This window comes from Carnobacterium sp. 1290_CSPC, assembly GCF_001053265.1.
In the GTDB taxonomy this organism is placed as follows: domain Bacteria; phylum Bacillota; class Bacilli; order Lactobacillales; family Aerococcaceae; genus Aerococcus; species Aerococcus urinaeequi.
The window spans coordinates 1-22,937 of sequence record NZ_JVVG01000059.1; the positions used below are offsets into that span (position 1 = coordinate 1).

General features: G+C 40.2%; 25 protein-coding genes. 4 read left to right on the plus strand and 21 right to left on the minus strand.

Annotation, left to right across the window (positions count from 1 at the left end; translation table 11 throughout):
• Positions 1 to 415: 415 nt before the first annotated feature.
• The 3 genes from AC973_RS05185 to AC973_RS05195 form a co-directional block, all read right to left on the minus strand.
• Positions 416 to 1,159 (minus strand): O-methyltransferase, encoded by a 744-nt coding sequence (locus tag AC973_RS05185; protein WP_082148242.1) that lies wholly within the window; start codon positions 1,157 to 1,159, stop codon positions 416 to 418.
• Positions 1,160 to 1,211: 52 nt separating this feature from the next.
• Positions 1,212 to 2,555 (minus strand): hemolysin family protein, encoded by a 1,344-nt coding sequence (locus AC973_RS05190; protein ID WP_048728149.1) that lies wholly within the window; start codon positions 2,553 to 2,555, stop codon positions 1,212 to 1,214.
• Positions 2,556 to 2,855: 300 nt separating this feature from the next.
• Entirely contained in the window at positions 2,856 to 3,068 is a 213-nt protein-coding gene (locus tag AC973_RS05195; RefSeq protein ID WP_048728152.1) for a hypothetical protein, read from the minus strand.
• Positions 3,069 to 3,317: 249 nt separating this feature from the next.
• On the opposite strand from AC973_RS05195, the gene cbpA reads away from it, so the two are divergent.
• Positions 3,318 to 3,965 carry a cyclic di-AMP binding protein CbpA gene (gene cbpA / locus AC973_RS05200; RefSeq protein ID WP_048728155.1) on the plus strand — a complete coding sequence of 216 codons (648 nt, stop codon included), beginning with the start codon at positions 3,318 to 3,320 and terminating at the stop codon, positions 3,963 to 3,965.
• 67 nt (positions 3,966 to 4,032) lie between these two features.
• On the opposite strand, the gene AC973_RS05205 is transcribed toward cbpA, so the two are convergent.
• From AC973_RS05205 to AC973_RS05260, 12 genes are all read right to left on the minus strand, one after another.
• On the minus strand, positions 4,033 to 4,638 hold the full coding sequence (locus AC973_RS05205) for an MBL fold metallo-hydrolase (protein ID WP_048728158.1): 606 nt from the start codon (positions 4,636 to 4,638) through the stop codon (positions 4,033 to 4,035).
• A gap of 84 nt (positions 4,639 to 4,722) precedes the next feature.
• Positions 4,723 to 5,217 (minus strand): QueT transporter family protein, encoded by a 495-nt coding sequence (locus tag AC973_RS05210; protein WP_016897820.1) that lies wholly within the window; start codon positions 5,215 to 5,217, stop codon positions 4,723 to 4,725.
• Between the two features lie 205 nt (positions 5,218 to 5,422).
• On the minus strand, positions 5,423 to 6,130 hold the full coding sequence (locus tag AC973_RS05215) for a DUF2179 domain-containing protein (RefSeq protein ID WP_048728161.1): 708 nt from the start codon (positions 6,128 to 6,130) through the stop codon (positions 5,423 to 5,425).
• Positions 6,131 to 6,157: 27 nt separating this feature from the next.
• Entirely contained in the window at positions 6,158 to 6,823 is a 666-nt protein-coding gene (locus tag AC973_RS05220; protein ID WP_048728164.1) for an ABC transporter permease, read from the minus strand.
• On the minus strand, positions 6,823 to 7,806 hold the full coding sequence (locus AC973_RS05225) for an osmoprotectant ABC transporter substrate-binding protein (RefSeq protein ID WP_029315839.1): 984 nt from the start codon (positions 7,804 to 7,806) through the stop codon (positions 6,823 to 6,825). Before AC973_RS05225 ends, AC973_RS05220 begins: the two co-directional genes overlap by 1 nt.
• Positions 7,790 to 8,440, minus strand: a complete 651-nt coding sequence (locus AC973_RS05230; protein ID WP_048728167.1) for an ABC transporter permease — start codon at positions 8,438 to 8,440, stop codon at positions 7,790 to 7,792. The genes AC973_RS05225 and AC973_RS05230 overlap by 17 nt, the downstream gene beginning before the upstream one ends.
• Positions 8,440 to 9,660 carry an ABC transporter ATP-binding protein gene (locus tag AC973_RS05235; protein ID WP_048728169.1) on the minus strand — a complete coding sequence of 407 codons (1,221 nt, stop codon included), beginning with the start codon at positions 9,658 to 9,660 and terminating at the stop codon, positions 8,440 to 8,442. The genes AC973_RS05230 and AC973_RS05235 overlap by 1 nt, the downstream gene beginning before the upstream one ends.
• 299 nt (positions 9,661 to 9,959) lie before the next feature.
• Entirely contained in the window at positions 9,960 to 10,316 is a 357-nt protein-coding gene (acpS, locus tag AC973_RS05240) for a holo-ACP synthase (RefSeq protein WP_048728171.1), read from the minus strand.
• A gap of 324 nt (positions 10,317 to 10,640) precedes the next feature.
• The gene (locus AC973_RS05245) at positions 10,641 to 12,182 is read right to left on the minus strand and encodes a DEAD/DEAH box helicase (protein ID WP_048728173.1); all 1,542 of its coding nucleotides are present in this window, start codon (positions 12,180 to 12,182) and stop codon (positions 10,641 to 10,643) included.
• A 277-nt stretch (positions 12,183 to 12,459) separates the two neighbouring features.
• The gene (locus tag AC973_RS05250) at positions 12,460 to 13,854 is read right to left on the minus strand and encodes a UDP-N-acetylmuramoyl-tripeptide--D-alanyl-D-alanine ligase (protein ID WP_048728176.1); all 1,395 of its coding nucleotides are present in this window, start codon (positions 13,852 to 13,854) and stop codon (positions 12,460 to 12,462) included.
• A gap of 126 nt (positions 13,855 to 13,980) precedes the next feature.
• Complete coding sequence (locus tag AC973_RS05255; protein WP_048728180.1) at positions 13,981 to 15,033, minus strand: D-alanine--D-alanine ligase; 1,053 nt, start codon at positions 15,031 to 15,033, stop codon at positions 13,981 to 13,983.
• Positions 15,034 to 15,079: 46 nt separating this feature from the next.
• Positions 15,080 to 15,796, minus strand: coding sequence for a hypothetical protein (locus AC973_RS05260; protein WP_225968936.1), 717 nt, complete (start codon positions 15,794 to 15,796; stop codon positions 15,080 to 15,082).
• 187 nt (positions 15,797 to 15,983) lie between these two features.
• Between AC973_RS05260 and AC973_RS05265 the strand changes: the two genes are divergently transcribed.
• Complete coding sequence (locus tag AC973_RS05265) at positions 15,984 to 16,688, plus strand: SMI1/KNR4 family protein (protein ID WP_048728188.1); 705 nt, start codon at positions 15,984 to 15,986, stop codon at positions 16,686 to 16,688.
• 69 nt (positions 16,689 to 16,757) lie between these two features.
• On the opposite strand, the gene AC973_RS05270 is transcribed toward AC973_RS05265, so the two are convergent.
• The 3 genes from AC973_RS05270 to cysK all read right to left on the minus strand — a co-directional run bounded on the left by AC973_RS05270 (position 16,758) and on the right by cysK (position 19,482).
• Positions 16,758 to 17,462: a class A sortase gene (locus AC973_RS05270; RefSeq protein ID WP_048728192.1), complete on the minus strand. Its 705-nt coding sequence runs from the start codon at positions 17,460 to 17,462 to the stop codon at positions 16,758 to 16,760.
• A 546-nt stretch (positions 17,463 to 18,008) separates the two neighbouring features.
• Positions 18,009 to 18,572, minus strand: a complete 564-nt coding sequence (gene epsC, locus AC973_RS05275; protein ID WP_048728194.1) for a serine O-acetyltransferase EpsC — start codon at positions 18,570 to 18,572, stop codon at positions 18,009 to 18,011.
• Positions 18,562 to 19,482, minus strand: a complete 921-nt coding sequence (gene cysK / locus AC973_RS05280) for a cysteine synthase A (protein WP_048728197.1) — start codon at positions 19,480 to 19,482, stop codon at positions 18,562 to 18,564. The genes epsC and cysK overlap by 11 nt, the downstream gene beginning before the upstream one ends.
• Before the next feature lie 277 nt (positions 19,483 to 19,759).
• On the opposite strand from cysK, the gene AC973_RS05285 reads away from it, so the two are divergent.
• Entirely contained in the window at positions 19,760 to 20,224 is a 465-nt protein-coding gene (locus AC973_RS05285; RefSeq protein ID WP_048728200.1) for a GNAT family N-acetyltransferase, read from the plus strand.
• Between the two features lie 144 nt (positions 20,225 to 20,368).
• On the opposite strand, the gene AC973_RS05290 is transcribed toward AC973_RS05285, so the two are convergent.
• Both AC973_RS05290 and AC973_RS05295 read right to left on the minus strand, forming a co-directional pair.
• Complete coding sequence (locus AC973_RS05290) at positions 20,369 to 20,752, minus strand: RidA family protein (protein WP_048728203.1); 384 nt, start codon at positions 20,750 to 20,752, stop codon at positions 20,369 to 20,371.
• 87 nt (positions 20,753 to 20,839) lie between these two features.
• Positions 20,840 to 21,691, minus strand: coding sequence for an aldo/keto reductase (locus tag AC973_RS05295; RefSeq protein WP_048728206.1), 852 nt, complete (start codon positions 21,689 to 21,691; stop codon positions 20,840 to 20,842).
• Positions 21,692 to 21,943: 252 nt separating this feature from the next.
• On the opposite strand from AC973_RS05295, the gene AC973_RS09960 reads away from it, so the two are divergent.
• Positions 21,944 to 22,192, plus strand: a complete 249-nt coding sequence (locus tag AC973_RS09960; RefSeq protein WP_048728210.1) for a hypothetical protein — start codon at positions 21,944 to 21,946, stop codon at positions 22,190 to 22,192.
• A gap of 171 nt (positions 22,193 to 22,363) precedes the next feature.
• Here AC973_RS09960 and AC973_RS05305 read toward each other — a convergent pair whose 3' ends face one another.
• Positions 22,364 to 22,789, minus strand: a complete 426-nt coding sequence (locus tag AC973_RS05305; RefSeq protein WP_048728213.1) for a hypothetical protein — start codon at positions 22,787 to 22,789, stop codon at positions 22,364 to 22,366.
• Positions 22,790 to 22,937 lie beyond the last annotated feature (148 nt).

Consider the following 22,937-nt stretch of genomic DNA (forward strand, 5'->3'; position numbering starts at 1 on the left):
CTTCATTAGCAACTCATATATCATATCATCTTCATACGAGGTTTGTCAACAAAATGTTTTAAAAAGTTTTTTTGCTGTTTTATACAAACGATGTTGTTTTGACGACTTGAATATCTTATCACTTGGCTTGAGTTGTTGTCAACAAGAATTTAAAATTTCTTTTTATCTCGTTGTCGCCCTCAACAAGCAACTTATGTATATTAACTCAAGTTTAGAACTAAGTCAATAATTATTTCCCAATAGTATTTAACGCACGATGTCGTATCCGCTATTGGATATTTATACTATCACCCTATTCTATCAAAGTCAATGGTTTCGGATTAAAAACATTTGACTGATTTTACCTTCTCAAATTTCAAATTAAGAAAAAAGCCGTGAAGTTCTCTCCACGACTTGTTTTCTATCCATATTTCCCCTAGAAGTTTTTCTCTAACAAGTAGGAGAAATCTGTATCACCAATTTTCTCTACAAGTAAGACTCCATCACCTAGAGGTAGGACAGAGGTTTTTAAGTTTGGATGACCTACTACTTCTTCTAAAAGGAGATTTAATTTTTTATGGATTTTCCGCACACGTTTTGGAATGGTATCCAATTCATTAAAGACTGTACCGCCTTGGAAGATATCGTCAATCATCAAAATGCCGCCTACTTCTAGTCGGTCCATGATTAACGGGAAGAAGTCGAAGTATTTTGCTTTCGCTGAATCTAATAAGGCAAAGTCATATTTAGCTTCTAGAGTGGGCAATATATCTTTGGCGTCACCTTCATGGATAGTCACTTGGTCTGCTACACCTAATTTTTCAAAGTTGACTTTAGCAGCAGCAATCATTTTGTCATAACGATCAATGGTATCTAAGCTTCTTTCAGGGTGGTCATAAACCATTAGTGATCCGGAGAATCCAATGGCCATACCAATTTCTAGAATTTTCTTTGGTTGTTTAATACTTAATAGAAAATCTAAGAAAACTGCTGTTTCATGAGGAATTACTGGTACGCGGTTTTCATGGGCGTAATCTTCTAATTCTTTTAATGGTGCTGGAAAGTCGTTCTGTCCAGTACGCATGAAGTTCAATACACCTGCTTCTACTACTGGACGGTCCATCATTTCATTTTGCACTACTTTTTCTTTAGTCTCGTTTACTTCGTTTGCTTGAGTCATATTTACTCCTTTTAGTTGAAAAAAGTCCGGAAAGATTCCGAACTTTTTAATGCTATTTATTTTCTTCTTCTACTTCTTCAGCTAATTCATCGATATCCAACTTCTTAACCTGGATACCACGGATACGTCCATTTTCTACTGCAGTAGTCATTAGTTTATAATTTTCGATTCGGATTACTTCTTCTGCTCGGTCTTCAGGGAAGTAACCTAGAATTTCAATCATGTAACCTGCGATGGTATCTGATTCATCGGATTCTACGCTTGTTTTAAATAATTGGTTAAACTTATCGATTGGCATGATTCCATTGATGATGTAGGTGGTATCATTGATGCGTTTGTAAAGATGTGAAATTTCATCATACTCATCTTCAATATCGCCGACGATTTCTTCGATTAAGTCTTCTAGGGTAACTAAACCAACTACACCATTATACTCATCTTTGATGATGGCTAGATGTTGGTGATTTTTCTTAAAGTCGAATAGTAAATCATCAATAAAGCTTGTTTCCGGTGCAAAGAAAGCTGGTTTAAGAACGTTGGCGATTTCGATATTTTCAAAACCTACTTTACGCGCTTCACGTAAAATATCTTTTGTATGGATAATCCCAACAATGTTATCTTTATCATCTTTAAAGACTGGCACACGAGAATATTGCGAGCTTAAGATTTCATTTACGATTTCTTGGCTGTCATCTTCAATATCTACCATAAAGGTATCTGTACGAGGTGTCATTACCTCTCTAGCCAATTTAGTATCCAAGGATAATACACCTTGCATCATCTGGAACTCGTCACTATCAATTACACCTTCACGACGTGAGGAATTAATAATCCCTTGAATTTCTTCACGAGTAAATTGTTGGCTGTCTTCAGAAAACTCGAGTGGAGTGATTTTCTTCAATACATTTGTTGATGCTGTTAGCAACCATACGAAAGGTTTGAAGAATGTTTTTAACACAGAAATAATGCCAGCTGATTGTCGTGCATACGATTCAGGTACTTGTAAGGCTAATTGTTTTGGATATAACTCACCTAATACCAATGTAAAATATGACAAGATTATGGTTACAGCTGCTGTAGCAATTGTCTCACCTGCTGGAACACCAGATAGATACGGTTCTAAATAAGAAACGAAGGTAGTAGACGCCGCTGCAGACGAGAAGAAACCAGCAAAAGTAATCCCTACTTGAATCGTCGATAAGAAATCATCAGAGTTTTCAAGAAGTTTCAATACTTTTTGGGATTTTACGTCTCCTTCTTCTGCCATGGTTTCTAGTTTTGAATGGTTCACCGATACAAAGGCCATTTCAGCCCCTGCCAGGAAGGCATTCACCAATGTTAAAATAATAATTAGTAATATCTGTCCACCTACGTTTGAGGCCCCAGGATCTCCCATAATGTCGAATTCTCTCCTTTGTTATATGTATGTACAATAATCTGATTTTAGTATACAACCCCTAGGTTTAAAAGGCAAGATTCAACTTATAAGTATGGGTAAAGATTGCCGACCTCATCCTGTTTTTAAGCTTTTGAACTAACTCTTTTGCAAAAAGACCGAACCCAACAAACTAAAGAAGTTGTATAGAAAGCAAACATTCCTCACTTTTACAAATTCTAATTCTGTTCAATCAAAAAAGGCCCCTCACGCATGCAAGCCCTTAAACATTTTAAAGATTTATATGATTATTATTTAGTTTTAGACCGGGTTGATACGGTTAGCGTATACGTCAGCAGAAGAGTAACAAGTATCTTCAAAGTCAGTGAATGAATCAACTAGGTCACCACCAGCTCCAGTGTTCGCTGCAATTAATACTGGATATTTGGAGTGGCCTTGCAATACTTTGTTTTGTTCGTAAACAACATCTGCGTCTAAATTATAGGGCTGTTTAGTTAAATCTACTTTAGCCATGTGTGATATTCCCCTTTAAAAATAAGCAAACGCTTACTTGATGCTTATAAACGTCTACAGATGTTTATTAATAAAATTATCATAACAATAATTTCAATAAATATAACTCCTCTAAAGGATTTTTCCTACTTTATTTCATTTTTTAAACATTTTTTGCAAGGTTCTAACCTTACTATAATCTTTAGCATGATTTTGCCATTTTTATGATATAATGAGCTATGAATACAATGAAAGAGCGAGGTCATACATATGAACATCCGCGAGTTAAGCATTAAGAGAGAGGACGTTAAATATGTCACTGAGGCTAATACTTTACAAGAAGCCTTAGACATTATGAAAGAAAATAATTTCCGGTCCTTACCCATCTTAAGTCAGTCCGGAACGATGTATCGCGGAAACATTTACCGACAGCACATTTATAAGCGACTATTAAATGGTGAGTCTTTAGATGTATCTGTTACCCATCACTTAAAAAATGCGACAAAATACATCTATACCAATTCAACCCTTTTCCAAACAATTTTTGCTATTCGAGATCTACCATATATTAGCGTTTTGAATGAAGACCATACCTTCTATGGAATCCTAACCCACCGTGCGTTTGAACGTGGTTTATTCAAGGCATGGTCGCTAGATGAAGATGGTTTTGTTTTAACTATTCAGGCAAACCAGGAAGATCAAGGTGCATTAGCAGTAATATCGCGAATTATCGGTCGTTTTGCATCTATCAACACGGTTGTCACAACCGTTGATCCTAAAACCGATCTATCCAATATCATCATTTCATTAAAAGGTGACTGTTCACATCAGTCGCTTGAGAAAATTATTACAAGGATTGAACGAAAGAATTATAAGATCCTTTCAGTGGGCAATACTAAATCAATTGCCTTAAGCTAAATACGATTCTACAAAAAAGCCTAGCCCTTTGCCTGTTTTTAAGCAGTCATTGGTCTAGGTTTTTATTTTATTTATGTGTTTGTAAGAATGGATTATTCGCCTTTTCCTGACCAATCGTTGTAATGCCACCATGCCCTGGTAAAACTTGGGTTTCATCCGGCAGGGTCAATAAATGACGCTTGATACCAGTAACTAATGTATCTTGGTCACCGTGGTCTAAGTCGGTTCGACCAATGGTTCCTTTGAATAAGGTATCGCCCGCAACGACAAAGCCGTCTTCCTCAAAAATATATACAACGGACCCTGGGGAATGCCCTGGTACGTGTGCGGTTTTAAAAGTGAATCCGGCCACGGAGTGTTGCCCCATTTTATCCCAATAATGGGTACGAGTTTTAGGAACTCTGGTTTGCTTGTCTTTCAACCAGTCGGCTTCAATAATGTGCTGCCAAACGTCGATGTTGTAGCGCTCACGGATGTCTTCTACGGCACCGATGTGGTCGAAATGGGCGTGGGTCAAGAGAATCGCTACTGGATTTAACTGGTTTTCTGCGATTAGTTGTTCGATTGTTTCTACTTGGTCACCAGGATCAATAATCAGTGTGTCCTTGTTGTCTTTGACGATAAAGTAAGGATGTTCTTGGACAGGTCCTACTGTTAATTGATATACATGCATGCGTTATCCCTCCACCTTTACTAGACGGTTATAATGTGTCTTTTCTCACATATTTTAGCAATCAACCATCTAAAGGACAAGCAATTAACCTTCCATCAATTTGCGGAAGTTTAGGCGCTTGTCTAAGTAGTAGAATAGTGGTGCGGTGATTCCCATGATGATGAGTTCACTTAAGAATGTAGTAAAGTAAGTCAACCAGAATGGGAGTTGGATGACCCAGAATAATTCTAGCGCGATGATGAATATCATGACTGAGAATACCAGACTGATGATAATCATGCGTTGTTTGATGTCTTTAGCGAATCTGAATAGGTACTCGGCCACTAAGAATGATAGCAATGTATGTAGTGTCCCAAATACGATATCGTAAATACCTAGAGATGCTGAGAACATCAGGTTAGATAGGAATACCCCCAGCACCACGCCCCATTTGTAGTCTTTGTGGAAAACGGCTAAGTGGTTCAAGCCCTCTGATACGCGGAATTGTATGGCGCCGAATCCTACAGGTTGGACGAAATACATTAAAACGATGTAAATCGCGGTGATCATAGCTGAGTTCACCAATTTTCTTGTTTTCATAAAAATGCCTCCTAGTTTTTTTCTGTTGGATGGTTGCGAACAACAGTTATAAAAATACAGTAACTTTGACAATAATACAAGATAAGATAGCAGGCATTTACGCCTATCGTTACAGATTTATCACACCTTACTGAAATCATTAGTTTAGGTATCAAAAAAAGCAGTGACTGATTTTTGGTCAGTCGCTGCTTTTTTGATACGCTACTTATTCTTTATCTGAGTTTTTATCTGATTCTTGATTTAACTCTTGTTCAAATGAAGTGTCTTGTGTTTCTTGGTTGACCTCTTCTTCGAATAAATAACCTGTTTCTTCCACGTACTCTTCTCTTGATTCTACTTCTTCAACCACAATATTGTCGGTTTGTTGGTCTTTGGCTTTCGACCGTTTAATCAAACGCGGGTTCACCCGTTTAGACCAGAAACCGCCATGGATATATTTGGCATCATAAGATAGGTAGAACGCTTTGGGGTCAATTTCATCAATAGTCCGGTGTAGATAGATTTCATTTGACCGCGGTGTCAGGATAGTTAAGATCAACCGGTCACCGTCACGGCCGTAACCTACTTGAATGGTCACCCCGTAGCCACGTTCACGTAAGGCGTTAGCTAGGGTATGGTCATCATTTTGCACATAGACTTCGACAACTGAATAACCCAATGCGAGTTTATTTTCAATCATCATTCCACAATAAATCCCAACACCGAAACCTAAGGCATAGGCAATTAGGTAAATCGGATTAGATAAATATTGCATTACCATAGATAATCCTAAAGTGTAAATTGTCACCTCTACAACAGCTATTACCGGCGCAATCTTTTGGTAACCACGTATGGCTAATAGAGTGCGTATGGTATTCAACATGATATATATCAGGTTGATGAGAAAGATTTGCAGTAATAAGCTCCAATCCATAGTCTCATCCTTTCATTTGTTGCTAGATTATTTGGTTGATGAAGGGTCTAGTCGTTTTTCAATTAGTCCTAACAACCAGTCAGCTAAGATTGACATAAGTGAGATTGGAATCACAGCTGCGATGATGATAGAAGTACCATCTGACGCATTTACACCGCGTTGCAACACGTCACCAAGTCCACCGGCACCAACGAATGTACCGATTGTGGAAATTCCGATACCTGTAATGAAGGCATTACGGATACCACCCATAATAACTGAAAGCGCTAGTGGTAATTCAACTTTATAAATCACTTGCCAAGAGGTCATCCCCATCCCTTTACCAACGTCTACCATTGTATCATCTACACTGATAACACCGGTATAAGTATTTCGTAGAATTGGTAAGATTGAGTATAGGAAGATAGTAAATACTACCAAGTTAGGTCCTAGACCCATCACTAACATAACTACTGAAAGTAAGGCTAAGTTCGGCACAGTTTGAATAATGTTGGCTAAACCTAAGATAAAGCTAGATGTTTTACGCTTGTGGGCAATAAAGAAACCTAAGGGTACGGCCACAATAATCGCAAAGGCTACCCCGTAAGAGGTCATCAATAGTTGGCGGAAGAATTGTGATAGTAGGTACATCCCATTTTGCTGGAAGTAATACACGATTTGCTCAAATAAGTCTAATTGTGTAACGTCAACCATTATTCTTCACCTCCTAAATTATCTTGCGACACTGGTTCAATAAAGGGTTCTGCATCTTCGAAATAGTTATTTTCTTCTAAAAAGCGTTCTGCAACGACTTGTGGTTCCAGTAAGTATTGGTCACTTTGGAAGTTTAATTCTTGCATGGTTTCGTCAGAAATTGTACTAGCTAATTTTTGGAAAATGCCATCCAATTCAGGGTACTGTTCGCGTGCTTCATTTGTAACAACTGCAGCCCCATCATATGGTGGGAAAAGACGTTTATCATCTTCAAGGACAACTAAGTCCTCAGAAATGATACGACCATCTGTTGAATAACCTAATACAACATCCACTTCACCAGATGATACGGCTGAATAAACCAAACCGATCGTCATTGGGTACAATTCAGAGAATTCAAAACCGTAAATTTCTTTGAAGGCATTGTAACCATCACCTTCACGATTTAACCAAGTATTATCTACACCAACTGAAAATTCGTCAGCGTATTCTTCTAAGTCAGATACTGTTTCTAAACCATATTCTTCTGCATCTTCACGGCGAACCATGAAGGCATAAGTGTTGGCAAAACCATAACCTGGTGTGTACCAATGCATATCATATTGCGAATCAAATTCTGAAATAACTGTTTCTAAGGCCACTTCTGGATCTGTTTCAGCTTCCATACCCAGCTCACCTGTTAGTGAAGTCCCGGTATAGTTTACTGCTGATACGTTGGCGTCCCCTGTTTCTAAGGCCTGGTGGTTCATGGTTGATGAACCCAAGTTTGGAATGATGTTTGTTGTGGCATCCGTATAGTGGTTGACCATACCTTCAACAAGGTAACCTAAGATTTGACGTTCTGTTGTTGATCCAGAAACGATGGAAATCCCGTTTTCAGATGAACCCCCTAACCCAGGCAGTGAACAAGCTGTTAAAATAATCGTCGATAAGACAGCAACAACCGATGTCTTAAGATATTTCATCTTACGCAAGTGATTCATCTCCTTTCTTAGAAGAGGTTGTTGGTGTAACCCAATCCTCTATACGCGCCATCACCAAGTCAACAATGACCGCAAGGATGGTTACAGGAATCGTACCACCTAAAATTAAGTCTGGTCTAAATAGGTTCAATCCGTTAAAGATCATATCCCCTAGGCCACCACCACCGATATATGAGGCAAGTGTTGTCCAGGCGATAACATAGACTGTTGAAAGACGAATACCCGCCATAATAACTGGTACTGCAAGTGGTAGTTGTACTTGACGAATAATTTGCATCCGTTTCAACCCCATCCCCTTAGCAGCGTCAAGTAGATCTGGGTTTACGTTCGACATCCCTAAGTAAGTATTACGGAGAATCGGTAATAGCGAGTAGATAAATAAGGCGACAATTGCCGGCACCTTACCAACACCTAGGAAGGGAATCATTAAAGCTAAAAGTGCTAGCGTTGGAATTGTTTGTAACACTGATACGATAGAAATCACGACATTGGCTACTTTGGGTACTTGTGACAATAAGATTCCTAGTGGCACAGCCACAATAACCCCTATACCTAGGGAGATTAGTGACATATAGATATGCTCCCAAAGTAGGCGAATGACTTCACTACCTTGGCTGGCAATAAACTCTTGCATTATTTATCAGCTCCTTCAGTAGTCGCATCAATTGGGTGAACTGCTGTTGTTTCTGCGTTTTCAAATACGGGTTCATCAGTTAATTTGTCGATTTCTTCCTCGTCACCCCAAATAGAGTTGTAAACAAGGTTTACTAATGCGGAACGGGTAACCAGACCAGTTAAACGACCTTCCCGGTCAACAACTGGCATGTTAGGAATACGCCCTTTTAAGATTTGAGTAGTTGTATCTTGCACTAAAGCATCCTCAAACACTGGGCGAATTCTTGTGTGCATGACGTCTGCAACAGATAAACTTGAGTTTGCTGTACGTGAAGCAAGGTCATTTAAAGTTAATAGGCCTTTTAGATGGTGGTCATCATCGATAACAAATAGTGAATCGACATGGTTGTCACGCATGATTGTAATCGCCTTAGCTAAAGACATCCCTAAAGTAGCAGTTAATGGTGTAGTTAACATGATTTCTTTTACTGTAATGAAATCAGTTTGCGCTTGCATTAAGCGTTCTTCACCTAAGAAACCACGTACATGTTCGTTAGCTGGATTACGTAAGATTTCATCTGGCGTATCATATTGGATTAAGTCACCCTCATGCCATACTGCAATACGGTCAGCCAAGTTTAAAGCTTCATCCATATCGTGCGTTACAAACACAAAAGTTGAACCAAATTCAACCTGTAGTTCTTTAACCAATTCTTGTAATGCATCACGGGTAATTGGATCTAAGGCACCAAATGGCTCATCCATCAAAACGATTTTTGGATTGGCTGCTAAAGCACGGATAACCCCGATACGTTGTTGTTGTCCACCTGATAACTCGCTTGGATAGCGGTCTAAGTATTCTAAAGGTAATTCAACCCGGTTCATTAAACGTTCTGCGATATCTCTGTTTTTCTTCTCATCCCATTTTAGTAAGCGAGGTACTGTTACGATGTTGTCGTATACAGTCATATGTGGCATTAATCCTGTTTGTTGGATTACATAACCAATTCCGCGGCGTAATTCTACTGGATCTTTTGAAGTTGTTGCTTCGCCGTCGATCAGAATTTCCCCACCAGATGGATCGTGCATACGGTTAATCATCCGTAGCGCTGTTGTTTTACCAGAACCTGAAGTCCCAATGAAACAAACAAACTCACCATCATCAATTGTCAAAGAGGCATCTTTAACAGCGGTTGTGCCCCCTGGATATACCTTTTCAACATTCTTGAACTCTATCATTACTTAGTCCTCCTAATTTTTACCTTTTTATAAAAAAGTCTCTTTTAACTCTATCAAAATTTGAAAAAATGACCAAATTTATAGCTATTAATCTAGCAAAAAAGGCGATAAATCCGCTTTTTCAAGACGTTAACTTAACAATTGACAATGTATAAGTTATAGGGAATTGCACGCCCTTTTTATAACTTAAATTGATTTTTTAAAATATACAATAATTGTACACTTGTGCTGTAAAAATGATGAAAGCTAACCACTACATTATTTATAATATCTAAACGGAGATAGTTGTGCTAATTAAACTACGCTTCAATAATAACTGTTGCAGTAGCATAATAATCTGTGTGGCTGATGGTAATATGTACCGGCGTATCTACTTTGTCACAAATAACGAGGGGTTTACGCTGGTCATTATTCACAATTTCAATATCTTGAAAATGCAGCTGGCTCGAAATACCAGTACCATATGCCTTGGCGAACGCTTCTTTTGCCGCCCACCGACCTGCTACAAATTCCACTTGCCGTTTTTCGTTATCAATACTAGTGTATGTATTCAACTCATTTTTCGTGAGTAATTTACCAACAAATCGCGAATTGTTGGCAATCGCCTCCTTAATACGCACTGTTTCCACTAAATCTGTTCCTAAACCAATAATCATGGGGCCTCTTCCTATCATCAATTACGATATTATTTATATATATTTTAACGTATTTACTTCAAAACTGCACCTTTATGATAAGCAAAAAAACAGGCAAATGAAGTTATTTAACCTCACTTACCTGTTTGATTGGGTCGAAAGTCTATTAGGGTTTGGATGCTAGTCTTTAAAACTTTGCACTATAAACTCTTAAACTTTGCACTATAATAGGGCTTTAAAAGTCAGACTTGGCCGACACTTCACAAAATACTTTCAACACTTAGAGTGTTTATTCGGCTTTTGTTCCATCGCGATACAAGTCTAAACGACTTTTGTCACACCTTACTAACGAATTTTAAATTCTGCTGATTTACCATTAGATTGTTTGTTACCACCGTTTGATTTTTTACGGTCGTAGTTGTTACGGTTTTTGTCTTTAGCATTACCTTTGTAACCACCTTTGCGGTCACTACCACTACGGTCGCCACGGTTGTTGTTACGGTCACGGTTACCACCGCGATTACGGTTACCATTACGGTTGAAGTTACGTTTGTTACCGCCACCGCCACGGTTTGGTAATGGACGTTCTGGTGTGATATCTACTTTTACAGTAGAAGGATCTTTAACTAATGAACGGACTAAAGCTAGCGCAATTTCTTCTTCAGTATATGTTTCTGATAAGAATTTCACAGCATCTTGGTACATTTCTGTATCATCGATTTCAGTCAATTCTTTTACAACTTTTGCGATATTCGCAACTTGTCCATTAAACGCTTCTTGTGATGTAGGTGGACGAAGTGCTGTCATAGGTTTCTTGGTTAGGTTTTCAATCGTGTGTAGGTAAGACATTTCATTTCCTGTTACGAAAGTTACTGCCATACCTTCTTTACCAGCACGACCTGTACGACCAACACGGTGAACGTATGATTCAGGATCTTGTGGAATATCGAAGTTGTAAACATGTGTTACACCAGAGATATCTAATCCACGCGCCGCAACGTCTGTCGCAACTAAAATATCCAATTTGTTGTTCTTGAAGTTACGTAAAACGCCTAAACGTTTATCTTGACTCAAGTCACCATGGATACCCTCAGCAGAATAACCACGTTCAACTAAACCACGTGCCACTTCATCTACACGACGTTTTGTACGGGCGAAAACGATTGACAATTCAGGATTTTGTACGTCGATAAAACGTGTTAGTAAATCGAATTTTTCGTAATCTTTACAACGTGTATAGTATTGATCAATCAATTCAGCAGTCATTGCTTTCGCTTTGACATGTACTGTTGTAGGATTTTTCATGAAGTTATCTGCAATACGTTTAATCTCTTTAGGTACTGTCGCAGAGAATAATAACGTTTGACGCTCAGTCGGTAATTCACGAATGATTGATTCGATATCTTCAACGAAGCCCATTTTTAACATTTCATCAGCTTCATCTAACACTAATGTTTCAACGTCTTTTAATTTTAATACGCCACGTTTAATTAAATCTAAAATACGTCCTGGTGTACCGATAACAACTGGTGGGTTCTTTTTCAATAATTTGATTTGGTGTCCGATAGATGCTCCACCGTAAACAGTTGTTGTGTGGATGCCTTTCATTTTACCTAGTCGGTATAATTCTTCACCTGTTTGTACAGCTAACTCACGTGTTGGCTCTATAATTAAGGCTTGTACACGACTGTTGTCATGGATTTTTTCTAACAATGGTAAACCAAAGGCTGCTGTTTTACCAGTACCTGTTTGGGCTTGTCCAAAGATATCTTGTCCCTCAAGTGCCATCGGAATGGTTTCGGCTTGGATTGGTGTTGCTTCCTCAAAACCCATTTCTTCGACAGCGCGAAGCAGTGGCTTTGATAGATTCATTTCATTAAATTTCATCTAGTCTCTCCTTTTTCTACTTGAGTGAACTATTTATCCATGTGAAAAATCTTTCTCACATAACAAAAATAGCCGAGTATGCCAAATGCATCAGGCTCGACTACTTCCAACTGATATTGATTACTTTGGTAGCAGACAAATCTACTACTCCTCTAAACATACTCAAGCTAGAATAATATAGCACATCTAAAGACTTGATACAAATAAAACATGCATCTCTCACGAGAATTTAATTATAGCATCAGCCGTTTCGTTCGAAAAAAAGTGGCTATGAATCCTAGCTCGCTGACACTCTTAACGCTTCCACTAACTCAATTAATCCCATACCATTACTTGCCTTCACTAAGACCTTGTCCTCTGGTTGCAAAATGGCTTTAACTTCTTCAATCAAGGCTTCTTTGTCTGACTCAATATAGGTAATTAAATCTGGATGCATCCCCTTTTCAACCAAAGCATCTTCTAGTGGTTGGATGCGCGGTCCATATAAAAAGACATGCTTGAAGGTATTCAAACCAATAACAGTAGCAATCTCTCTATGCAATTCATCAGAGAAAGCACCCAACTCTAACATGTCTCCTAAGACTAAAATCTTTTGAGACATACCTTTTGAAGCAATGGCTGAGAAGTTTCGGATGACAGCTTTCATGGCTGAAGGGCTGGCATTGTACGTATCATTCAAGATTTGCGTATCTAAAATTCCACGTTCCCATGAACCACGATCAGCCGTAATTGAAAATTCAGCTAAATTAGGACGGACTTGCTCCATTGATAAACCAAATGAGTAGGCAACCCCTAAGGCATATAAGGCGTTCTGTACGTTATAGCCACCTGATAAAGGAATTTCCATTTTTAATTCAGGTGACAAATTGGTATAGAAGGTCGATTGGAACTGGTCCATCATCACGTCAAAGGCGAAGATATCTTGATCATCATTTAAGCCAATTGTTAAAGTCGATTGCGGTAAATCGGTTGGCATTTGGTCGACAATTAAAGGCTCATCCCCCGGGTAAATAAAGGTCCCTTCTTCTTTCAAGCCATCTAAAATTTCCAACTTAGCCTTGGCGATATTTTCCCGTGACCCTAGGAATTCGATGTGGTTTTCCCCAATCATGGTAATGACCACAACATCCGGCTCCGCCAATTTACTCAAGAAGGAAATCTCACCAGCACCTGACATTCCCATTTCTAGGACAATGACGTCTGTATCTTCTGGCATATCTAGGATGGTTTTAGGTAAACCAATATCATTGTTGTAGTTACCGTTTGTCTTGTGGACTTTTAGGGCCGTCGATAGGGCTGCTGCTGTCATATCTTTGGTGGTTGTTTTCCCAGAAGAACCGGTAATCCCAACCACTTTCGGCTTGATCCATCCTAGGTAAGCCTTGGCAAGCGCCTGCATGGCAACCAGTGTATCTTCTACTTGAATAATTGGAAAACCAACAGGCGCTTCATTGGGGTCGTTGGACCATAGGGCCGCAACAGCCCCGTTTTCAATGGCTTTATCAATATAAGAATGGCCATCTGTCGCACCTTTCAAGGGTACAAACAAAGCACCTGGGGTAATTAATCGCGAATCGAATTCGACTGAATCAATTTCTGTAAACCGAGCTGTTGATGTGAAATCATTTGCCTCAACAGCTTTTACGATATCTTTAATTTGTGTGGGTTTCATACTTGCCTCTCTAACTACTAAAGGTCGCTCATTCTTGCATCAAGCGCCTTAGCTGTAATCGCTTCTGTGATTTAGTGACTATTTAGACTACTTATTTAAGGTATTCTATCAGACTTGCTACAGTGACTAGAGTGACTGCTGAATACTTTGCTTCTTATTATAGCGACTTAACCCTAATTGAATCAATTCTTCTAATAAATCAGCGTAAGATTTACCGCTCGCTTCCCATAAAGCTGGGTACATAGAGAATTGTGTAAACCCTGGTAAGGTGTTGACCTCGTTAATATAAATTTCCCCAGATTCAGTTAGGAAAAAGTCCGCTCGCGATAAACCCGAACCGTCTAGGGCTAAGTAAGCCTTACGTGCATAGTCTTGCAATTTCGCCACCGTTGGCTCGTCAATCGCTGCAGGAATGATCATCTCAGTGGTATTGTTCAAGTATTTCTCTTCATAGTTGTAGAAACCTTGCCCTTTTGCCAATTCACCAGGTAATGAAACGAAAACTTCGTCGTTCCCCAAGACTGCTAGTTCCACTTCACGCGGATTTTGCACGCTGGTTTCAACTAAAACACGGCGGTCGTATCGGAAGGCTAAGGTTAAGGCTGCTAATAATGAAGCATCATCAATCGCTTCAGATACCCCAACACTTGACCCCATATTGGCTGGTTTCACAAATACTGGGTAGGCCAGTTCATTGGTTACTTTTTCAATGGCCACTTCCTGGTTTTTCTCCCATTCGTATGAAGTTAGGTCCACAAATGGCACTTGCGGTAAACCCGCTTGGTTGAACAAGTGTTTTGAGACAATCTTATCCATACCAGCCGACGACGCTAAGACGCCTGCACCAACGTAAGCCACATTTAAACTTTCGAATAAACCTTGAATGGTCCCGTCTTCCCCGTTTGGTCCGTGTAGTGCTGGGAAAACGATTTGGTCAGTCCCTTCCCGCAAAACGTCAGTAGGCACTATCGCTTGGCCCACTTGGTCTAGCTGGAAGTTTGCTTGCGCATCTGGTTTTTCGGTCATGTTCGCACCTTTAAACCAGTGGCCTTGGCGGTCAATATATACCGGTGTTACGCTATGGCGATCGTATTGAATTTTTTGCATGATGGCTGTTGCGGTTAAGATAGAAATATCATGCTCCGCACTTTTTCCACCGAATAAAACGATAATTTCCATGAAAATTCCTCCGTCGATTGTCTGTCGTATTAAAATCTGTCAGTTTTTAAGCTTGGAAGTCCCAAGTTTCGCTTGTTAAATCATAGGTGAGTCGGCCGAATAATAAATGTGAAGCCTTGTCTGTTTCAACAAAACGTGGGTTATCTTCAGCGAGGTATACGCGAAATTCCCGTTTGTTGGTGCCAACATGATCAGCACCTTCAAAGGTAATGAGGATACCGTCGTGACTTAACCGTGCCAGATGACCCAAAATTGGCTTGGCCGGTATGGGGACTGACTTGACTGTTTTCACTACCGGCTTCTTGCGGAATAAAAACATGGGCTTTTGCTCCTGTAAGTCTTCAGTCACCTTGGCCGCTAGGACGTGGCCTAGTTGCTTGAAGAAGTCGTGAATGTCTCGGTAGTACATTTTAGTTGTTGGGTATGAATTGGGATAGGTTGAACCAAAAAAGGTAAATCGGTTGCCCAATTTATAGAAAGTCGGCTGGTTCAACGGTGCATCCGTATGGCCTAAAAATAAAAGCTCCGCAATTTCCTGGTCAGATAGCTGTTGGAATAGGGATTCATATTTAAAATCAATCCATTTGGTTTGGGATTGGACTTCGTTAGCTTGGCCATCAATAAATTCTCTCACAGCCTCGTGTCCGCTCACTATATGGAAACGGGTAAATTCATCAAAACGGCCTAAATGGTTTGGGTTCTTGATGAGTAACAAGTTATTTGGTACTTTATTTACCGCACTTGTAAAATATTTCAAACCCACTCCTAATGATTGTACCTGATTCGAGATAGGGTTTGTAAAAATGTATATATAGTCATTTGTCACAGCTGTGCACCTCTTATTCCAGTAAATATTTTATCAAATTACGTTTCAAAACACTATCTTTCGTCAGATAAAAGCTTTAAAATACCAATGATTGATAGTCAAATCTTTAAGGAGGCTTTTCAACATGCACTTGATTGCATCTCCATTGCAAAAACAATTTTACACTTATTTACCTAAATCACCAATATATAAACGGTATTCTGTCGCAGATTTACCAATTTCTTATCATAATCTGGTCAACCAACAAAATGGTGGTTATACCTCACACAGTTACGTGGCGAGCAAACGCCCAAGTCGAGACGCTCTTACCGCCGTCTACATCCCTTACATCGCCGGCATGTACGAACAAAAACCAGGCGCCGATTACCACATCCCGTCCATCACTAGGCAAAAGGACTTCGTCCACCGACCTAACATTCCAGATACAGGGATTATCTTTTACGAAGACCACGACCGCGTCGCCTATTTCGACTTTAGTCAAGTAAGCGATAAAGGCGAACCAGCCGTAGCCTATATGGATGTTGGCTTAGGCCAAGTCAGCATTTTAGCGCCCGACTTTGCTAGCTTTTTAGACCTATTCGAACACCGCTTTTTAGGACTACCAGCACCAACATTAGTCTCCTATCACCGGGTGAATGTGGCCATCTTACAAGCCAATTCTTTCCAAGAAATCGCTGACCTACTTGCGGACTACGGCCCACTTTTAGGGCAAAAATGGCAAAATGACTGGCAAGACTTGCTGGCTCATTTCGATACAAAACCCTTCGACCAATTCCAAGCAGCCTTGAACACTTACAGCCAAGGCCACAAATCAATTTTATCCTTATAGGATGCTATTCAAAAACGGCTAACCCTTTCAAATGGGCTAGCCGTTTTTTGTCTCTATTATTTTAATACACTACTGAAATAATGCTTGCACATCAGCAGGCGCCTCACTGAAAGCCACTGTTTCGGTTAAATTCCCTTGCACAATCCACCGTTGGGTCAAATCAGCTGTACACGTCATCAAGGTAATAATAGGATTACCCGTCACTTCTTGCGAAATATACTGCACTTGATCAGGATTCACTGCTTCAACGAAGAAAGTTTCATATACGTAAACGTTGGTCAAATCTGTCAGGTAAATTTTATCCCCAACCGTCACTGAATCCGAAATGTTATTCAGTAAGATATCTGTCCCGTAGCCGATATGGTGGCTAGCTAAAGTATAATTCCCTTGGCCCATGACTTGGTCTGGGAACATAGTCCCTGCACCCGACACCATGGCTACATCAGACATGCCTTTAATGATTGCGGTATTTAAATTGGCATCCGGAATAGCTACTGCCCCCAGGACATCCAAGTCTGCTTCGCCCGATTCGATGTCCGTCCGCACTTGGTTGACTTCTGTTGCCGACACATTGCGAACCTCATTGAAATCAAACTGGCCATTTGACTGGTCCGACGCATTTTCTTGTAGCTCTTCAGCCGTATAATTTGCTACCGCCACATCTTGCTGGTTTAAATACACCTGTACCACTGGCCAAGCCTGGTTGATCATAATGACTATCCCAATCACCAATAATATCAGTCCTAAAAACCGACGAAAGCCCACTCTTCTCATCACTAGACACCTACTTCCAATTCGCATTATTTTCCAGGCTCATTATGACACATTTTCCAACCATCCGCTATCTAGACCTTTGTCACAAATTCAATCCACAAACAAGTTTTTGACTTTCCACCAACTTATTCACACCATTTGAAAAATAACAGCCTTATTTATCAAGTTTTCAACCGTTTTTACACAAGTTTCCCACAACCTGTTGATAAGTATCCAGATATTTACACAGATTTTACACAAAAATACCCCCGTTTACCCACATACTTATCCACAAATCCACAGACTCATACACAAAACGCAGACAAAAAAGGACACCTTTGCCTTAAAAAGTGTCCTTTTCTCTATTTTACTGTGGATGAAGGCGGTTTTAGCCACACATATCCACTGAATGATAAAACTTATCCCCATTTCAAGCATACTTGTAATATCGGATGCCAAAAGTCAGAATTATCCGACACTTCCAAAAATACCCCAATTACTTGCAATAATTGTTCGGCTTTTGGTCCAGCGCTTCAATTCTTAGCGACTTTTGTCACACCTCCTATGTTAAATACTATATTCACCTATTCGGTTCCAATTCTTGTCATGTAAAATAATGCGGGCAGGCACCCCAACGGCCGTCGCATAGGGTGGCACATCATGAATTACAACAGCATTGGCCCCAACTTTGGCATGGTGGCCAACAGTGACATTACCTAAAACAGTTGCGTTTGCCCCCACCTCAACGTCATGTTGGATGGTCGGATGGCGCTTTGCCCCCTTGTCATTACCAGTCCCGCCTAAAGTGACCCCGTGGTACAACTTGACCCGGTCGCCAACAATAGCCGTTTCCCCAATGACAACGCCCATGCCGTGGTCGATAAAGACATCATTCCCAATTTGGGCCCCAGGATGGATTTCAATGCCTGTATCCTTGCGGGTCGCTTCTGCCATTTTCCGGGCACCATAATAGTCTTCTTGTAAATAGAGTTCTCGCTCTGCGATATGGCGGACCACTGCTTGGAAACCTGGATATAGAAAGACTTCTTCTATGGAATGGGGCGCTGGATCATGGTCATAGATATATTGGGCGAAGTCGCGGTGCGCTTCATTTAATTCATCACTCAGCATGCCCATCACCGAATTGGCCGGTTGATAGGTAACGTTCACCTGAATCTGGGAATACGGTCACAACAACCTTGCCTTTACCTAACTCTTTAGCAAGTTCTTTAGCCGCTACGTAGTTGGCACCTGAAGAGAAACCAGCAAAAATTCCTTGAGAAGTCGCCAATTCTTTGGCTGCTGCAATAGCATCTTCATTTGAAACAGTCGCCACTTTATCTAAAGCAGATTGGTCTAAGACTTTAGGAATAAAGTTGGCACCTAACCCTTGAATCTTATGAGGACCTGCTTTACCTTCAGTTAATAGCGGTGAATCACTTGGTTCACCACCCCAAATAACAGTAGCTGGATTCTTCTCTTTTAAGACATGACCAACACCTGAAATCGTACCACCAGTACCGATACCAGCCACAAAGCCGTCAACATTCGGTAAGTCAGCTAAGATTTCTTTGGCAGTTGTTTCCTCGTGGGCAATCACATTGGCTCCGTTTGTAAATTGACCAAATACCACACCATTACGTTCAGCCGCAATCTTCTCAGCCGTTTCACCAGCCAATGACATACCACCTGATTTATCTGTCAAAATCAGTTCCGCTCCGTAAGCTTGGATCAATTGACGACGCTCGATACTCATTGATTCTGGCATCACGATCACGACATTGATGCCTAAGGCAGCCCCAACCATAGCTAACCCAACACCCGTATTACCAGAAGTCGACTCAACAATCGTTCCACCAATGGCTACTTTACCTGAATCTAACAAGTCTTGGACAATGTATTTTACGGGACGGTCTTTTACCGAACCTGATGGATTATTTTTCTCTAACTTGACATAGATATCCGCAGAATCTGCATCTAAACCATTAATTTTGACCAAAGGTGTATAACCAATCGCGTCTACAATATTTTCAAATAACATAAAATCCCTCCATATATAAGCTATCATCATTTTTTGACTACTTGCTTTCACGCTATACTTTTCTGAATTTCTCAAGAATTTTCTAACTGAAAGACAAGTCAACTATATACTCGAATAGTACCCTTTTCATTGCACATAAGCAATTGCTTTGCTCAGTTTTTGATGATGAATAATTGAAGGATTTTGATTGTTTTTACCTATCAAAAATATGCATATTCATTTTGAATACAACTCACAAAAGTGTATGATAAAATCACAAAATACATTGGAGGTATATATGGACATTCGATTCGCACAAAACCAAGATATTACAGACATTTTAAACTTACTAGAACAAGTTAACTTAATCCACCACCAAGCTCGGCCGGACATCTTGAAGGAAGCGCCTAAGTATACTTCGGATGAAATTGCGAACATTATTGAAGATCCACAACGCCCAATTTTAGTCGCTGTTGAAGGCAATCATATACTTGGTTACATGTTTGGGATTTACCAAGAAACCGCTGAAAGTGAGTTTCTAGTTGGCGAGAAATTCTTATACATTGATGATATCTGTGTTGATCAAAACGCCCGCGGCAAACATGTCGGCCAAGCCCTTTACCAAGCCACTAAAGAATTAGCCGCCGATACAGGTTGTCGCCGCATCACCTTAAACGTTTGGGCCTTCAACGACTCCGCCAAATCCTTCTATGAAAAAATGGGCATGCAGACCTTTAAAACGACATTAGAAGATATTTTATAGCTTACTACAGCGACTTAACGAACATGTTAGGTCGCTTTTTTTTAAAGATTTCTACTATCAAAAAAAGAGTAGCCTCCTTTTAGAAAGCTACCCTAATAAATCATGCATATTTTTATTTAATGAATTTTCAATGATTAACCTTCATTAACCTTCGACGGCAACTGCTTCGATTTCAACAAGCGCGCCTTTTGGAATCGCGGCTACTTCAAAGGCTGCACGAGCTGGTGTTACCCCTGCGAAGAATTCAGCGTAAACTTCGTTCATGGCTGCGAAGTCATCGATATTGTCTAATAAAACAGTTGTTTTCACAACGTTAGACAAGTCTAGACCAGCTTCCGCTAAAATCGCTTGAATATTTGTTAAGGATTGGCGGGTCTGTCCTTGAATGTCATCCGCCGCAAATTCACCTGTTGTTGGGTCAATTGGTAATTGTCCAGATACATATACCGTGCCGTTTGCACTAATCGCTTGAGAGTATGGCCCTAAAGCTGCAGGCGCCTTTTCAGTTGCAATCGCTTTTTTTGTCATATATAACATCTCCTCTAATTTAATTTTAATAAATATAGGTCTATTATCAACTAAATCAGTGAAATTGTCGATGATTTAATCCAAAAATTAGTGACGGCCGATTAACCAGTTTACTGTTTCAGGGTCGTCGTGGTCAAAGAAGGCAGATTCCGCCATATCCAAGGTCTCGATTTTGGCCAAATCTTCAGCGCTCAATTCAAAGTCGAAGATCGCAATGTTTTCAGCCATCCGTTCTGGCCGGACTGACTTAGCTAAAGCCACAACCCCTCTTTGCATCAACCAGCGGAGTACCACTTGCCCGGCCGTTTTCCCGTATTTAGCCCCTATTTCTGTCAAAACGGGATTCGTGAATAAACCGTGACGACCTTCTGCGAATGGTGCCCAAGCTTCCACCTGAACGCCTACTTTATTATGCCAATCCAGGTCACTTTGACGTTGGTACCACGGATTCACTTCAATTTGGTTGACTTGCGGTTTTACCTCATTGAAGCCCGAAAATTCCACAATTTTAGCTGCTTTAAAGTTAGAAACCCCAATAGCCCGCAATTGACCGCCATTTTGAGCAGCCACTAAAGCCCGCCAAGCCCCGTAAATATCACCATAAGGTTGGTGGATCAGATACAAATCTAAATAATCCAAGCCCATAACAGCCAAGGAGTTTTCAATGGTTTCCTTCGCAATATTTTCTGGCGTTTGTTTAATAAAGAGTTTAGAGGTTACAAATAAGTCAGGTCGTTCAACTAGGCCTTCTTCAATCGCCCGTTGTATCCCTTCCCCTGTTTCCTTCTCATTGCCATAAGCTGACGCCGTATCAATCAACCGGTAGCCCGCTTGAATGGCTTGGTAAACTGCCTCCGCCGTCTCTTCAGCTGGAATTTGGTAAACACCAAACCCTAATTGGGGCATAACTACACCGTTATTTAAAGTTACTGTTTGCATGTGATTTCCTCCTTAGGTTCAAATCCTCATCTATCAGTTACAAAGTAATTGTAAACCCTAGAGTGAACTCCAGGGCAAGTGATAAGGTGAAAATCAGAGCTGATAATTCGAAAGGATATCCAAAATTCAGAAAATATCAGCATGACCCATTATAGGCTATCTCTTCATCAAAGGGTCTTTTGGCGTGATAAAAGGGATAGCATTAGTAAGCGTATAAGGTAGGTTCAATAGTGATAATTTTTCCACAAAGGCTTGGATATACTTATCGGACGCAAAACTTCGCTTGAAATCAAGATTAAACTGACCAGTGGCGCAAATCATGTTGATGCCAAAACCCACCACACCCGAATTATAAAGGTGAATGCTGTCGATATGTTAGGCATTTTCATTCAAAACAAATTGACCAAGATTGCTGATGACATAGGAATTGAACACCATGTCATTGGAATAGGTCATCATACCCTGCATTTCGACAAAACCGTCCCAATAAATTTGAATTAAGTCCTTACTTTGGTCATAGTCATATGGTTCAAGAAATGGTTCGACTGTTTCACCCTCAAATAGGGCATCACTCGCTAAGCGAATACCTGCTCTAGATGCAGTACTTTGGTAGCGTAATAGACAATAATAGTAAAACAGGGTCTCGATAAAGGGATTAATCCCTTTCCCGTCTCATAGGGCATGGTGGAAGGACACATAAATTGACGCTTGAGCATAAGTAACCGCCAGCAAGTGGTAGCCGTTAGCAAGCCCTCCCAGTTGCGGCAGGTCTTTGGACTTGTGCCCAAGAAGGGATTGGTCATTTTGAACCAAATAGAAGTCGCCATCCACCTCTACCAGTTTGGCATTGAAATAAGGGTATCGTTGCATGGTCGTCAACAAGGTCTGATTAAGGGCATCGCCTCGAACCGCATCCACCATGCGAATTTCAAACACGTCACTCTCCTTGCCCTGCTTTTTATATAAATAACTTTGACCAGACCATACTTTTTCTTTCGTTTTACCTTCAATAGAAGCAGATGTATTAATCAAAATTTGTTTATGTTGTTGTTCAGAATCGTGATCATTTTTTCCATTGTGTTTGTTATCATAAAACACGCCTTTGATTTATGAGGATTACTATAAAGACCAAGTGTTTGTGTAATATGTGCAAAATGTTTACGAAAGGTTAATAAGGTAAATTTCCCATAAAAGTTGAAAACTGCTATAAATTTAGTCAATAAAAAAGAGCACCCGACATGGGTAC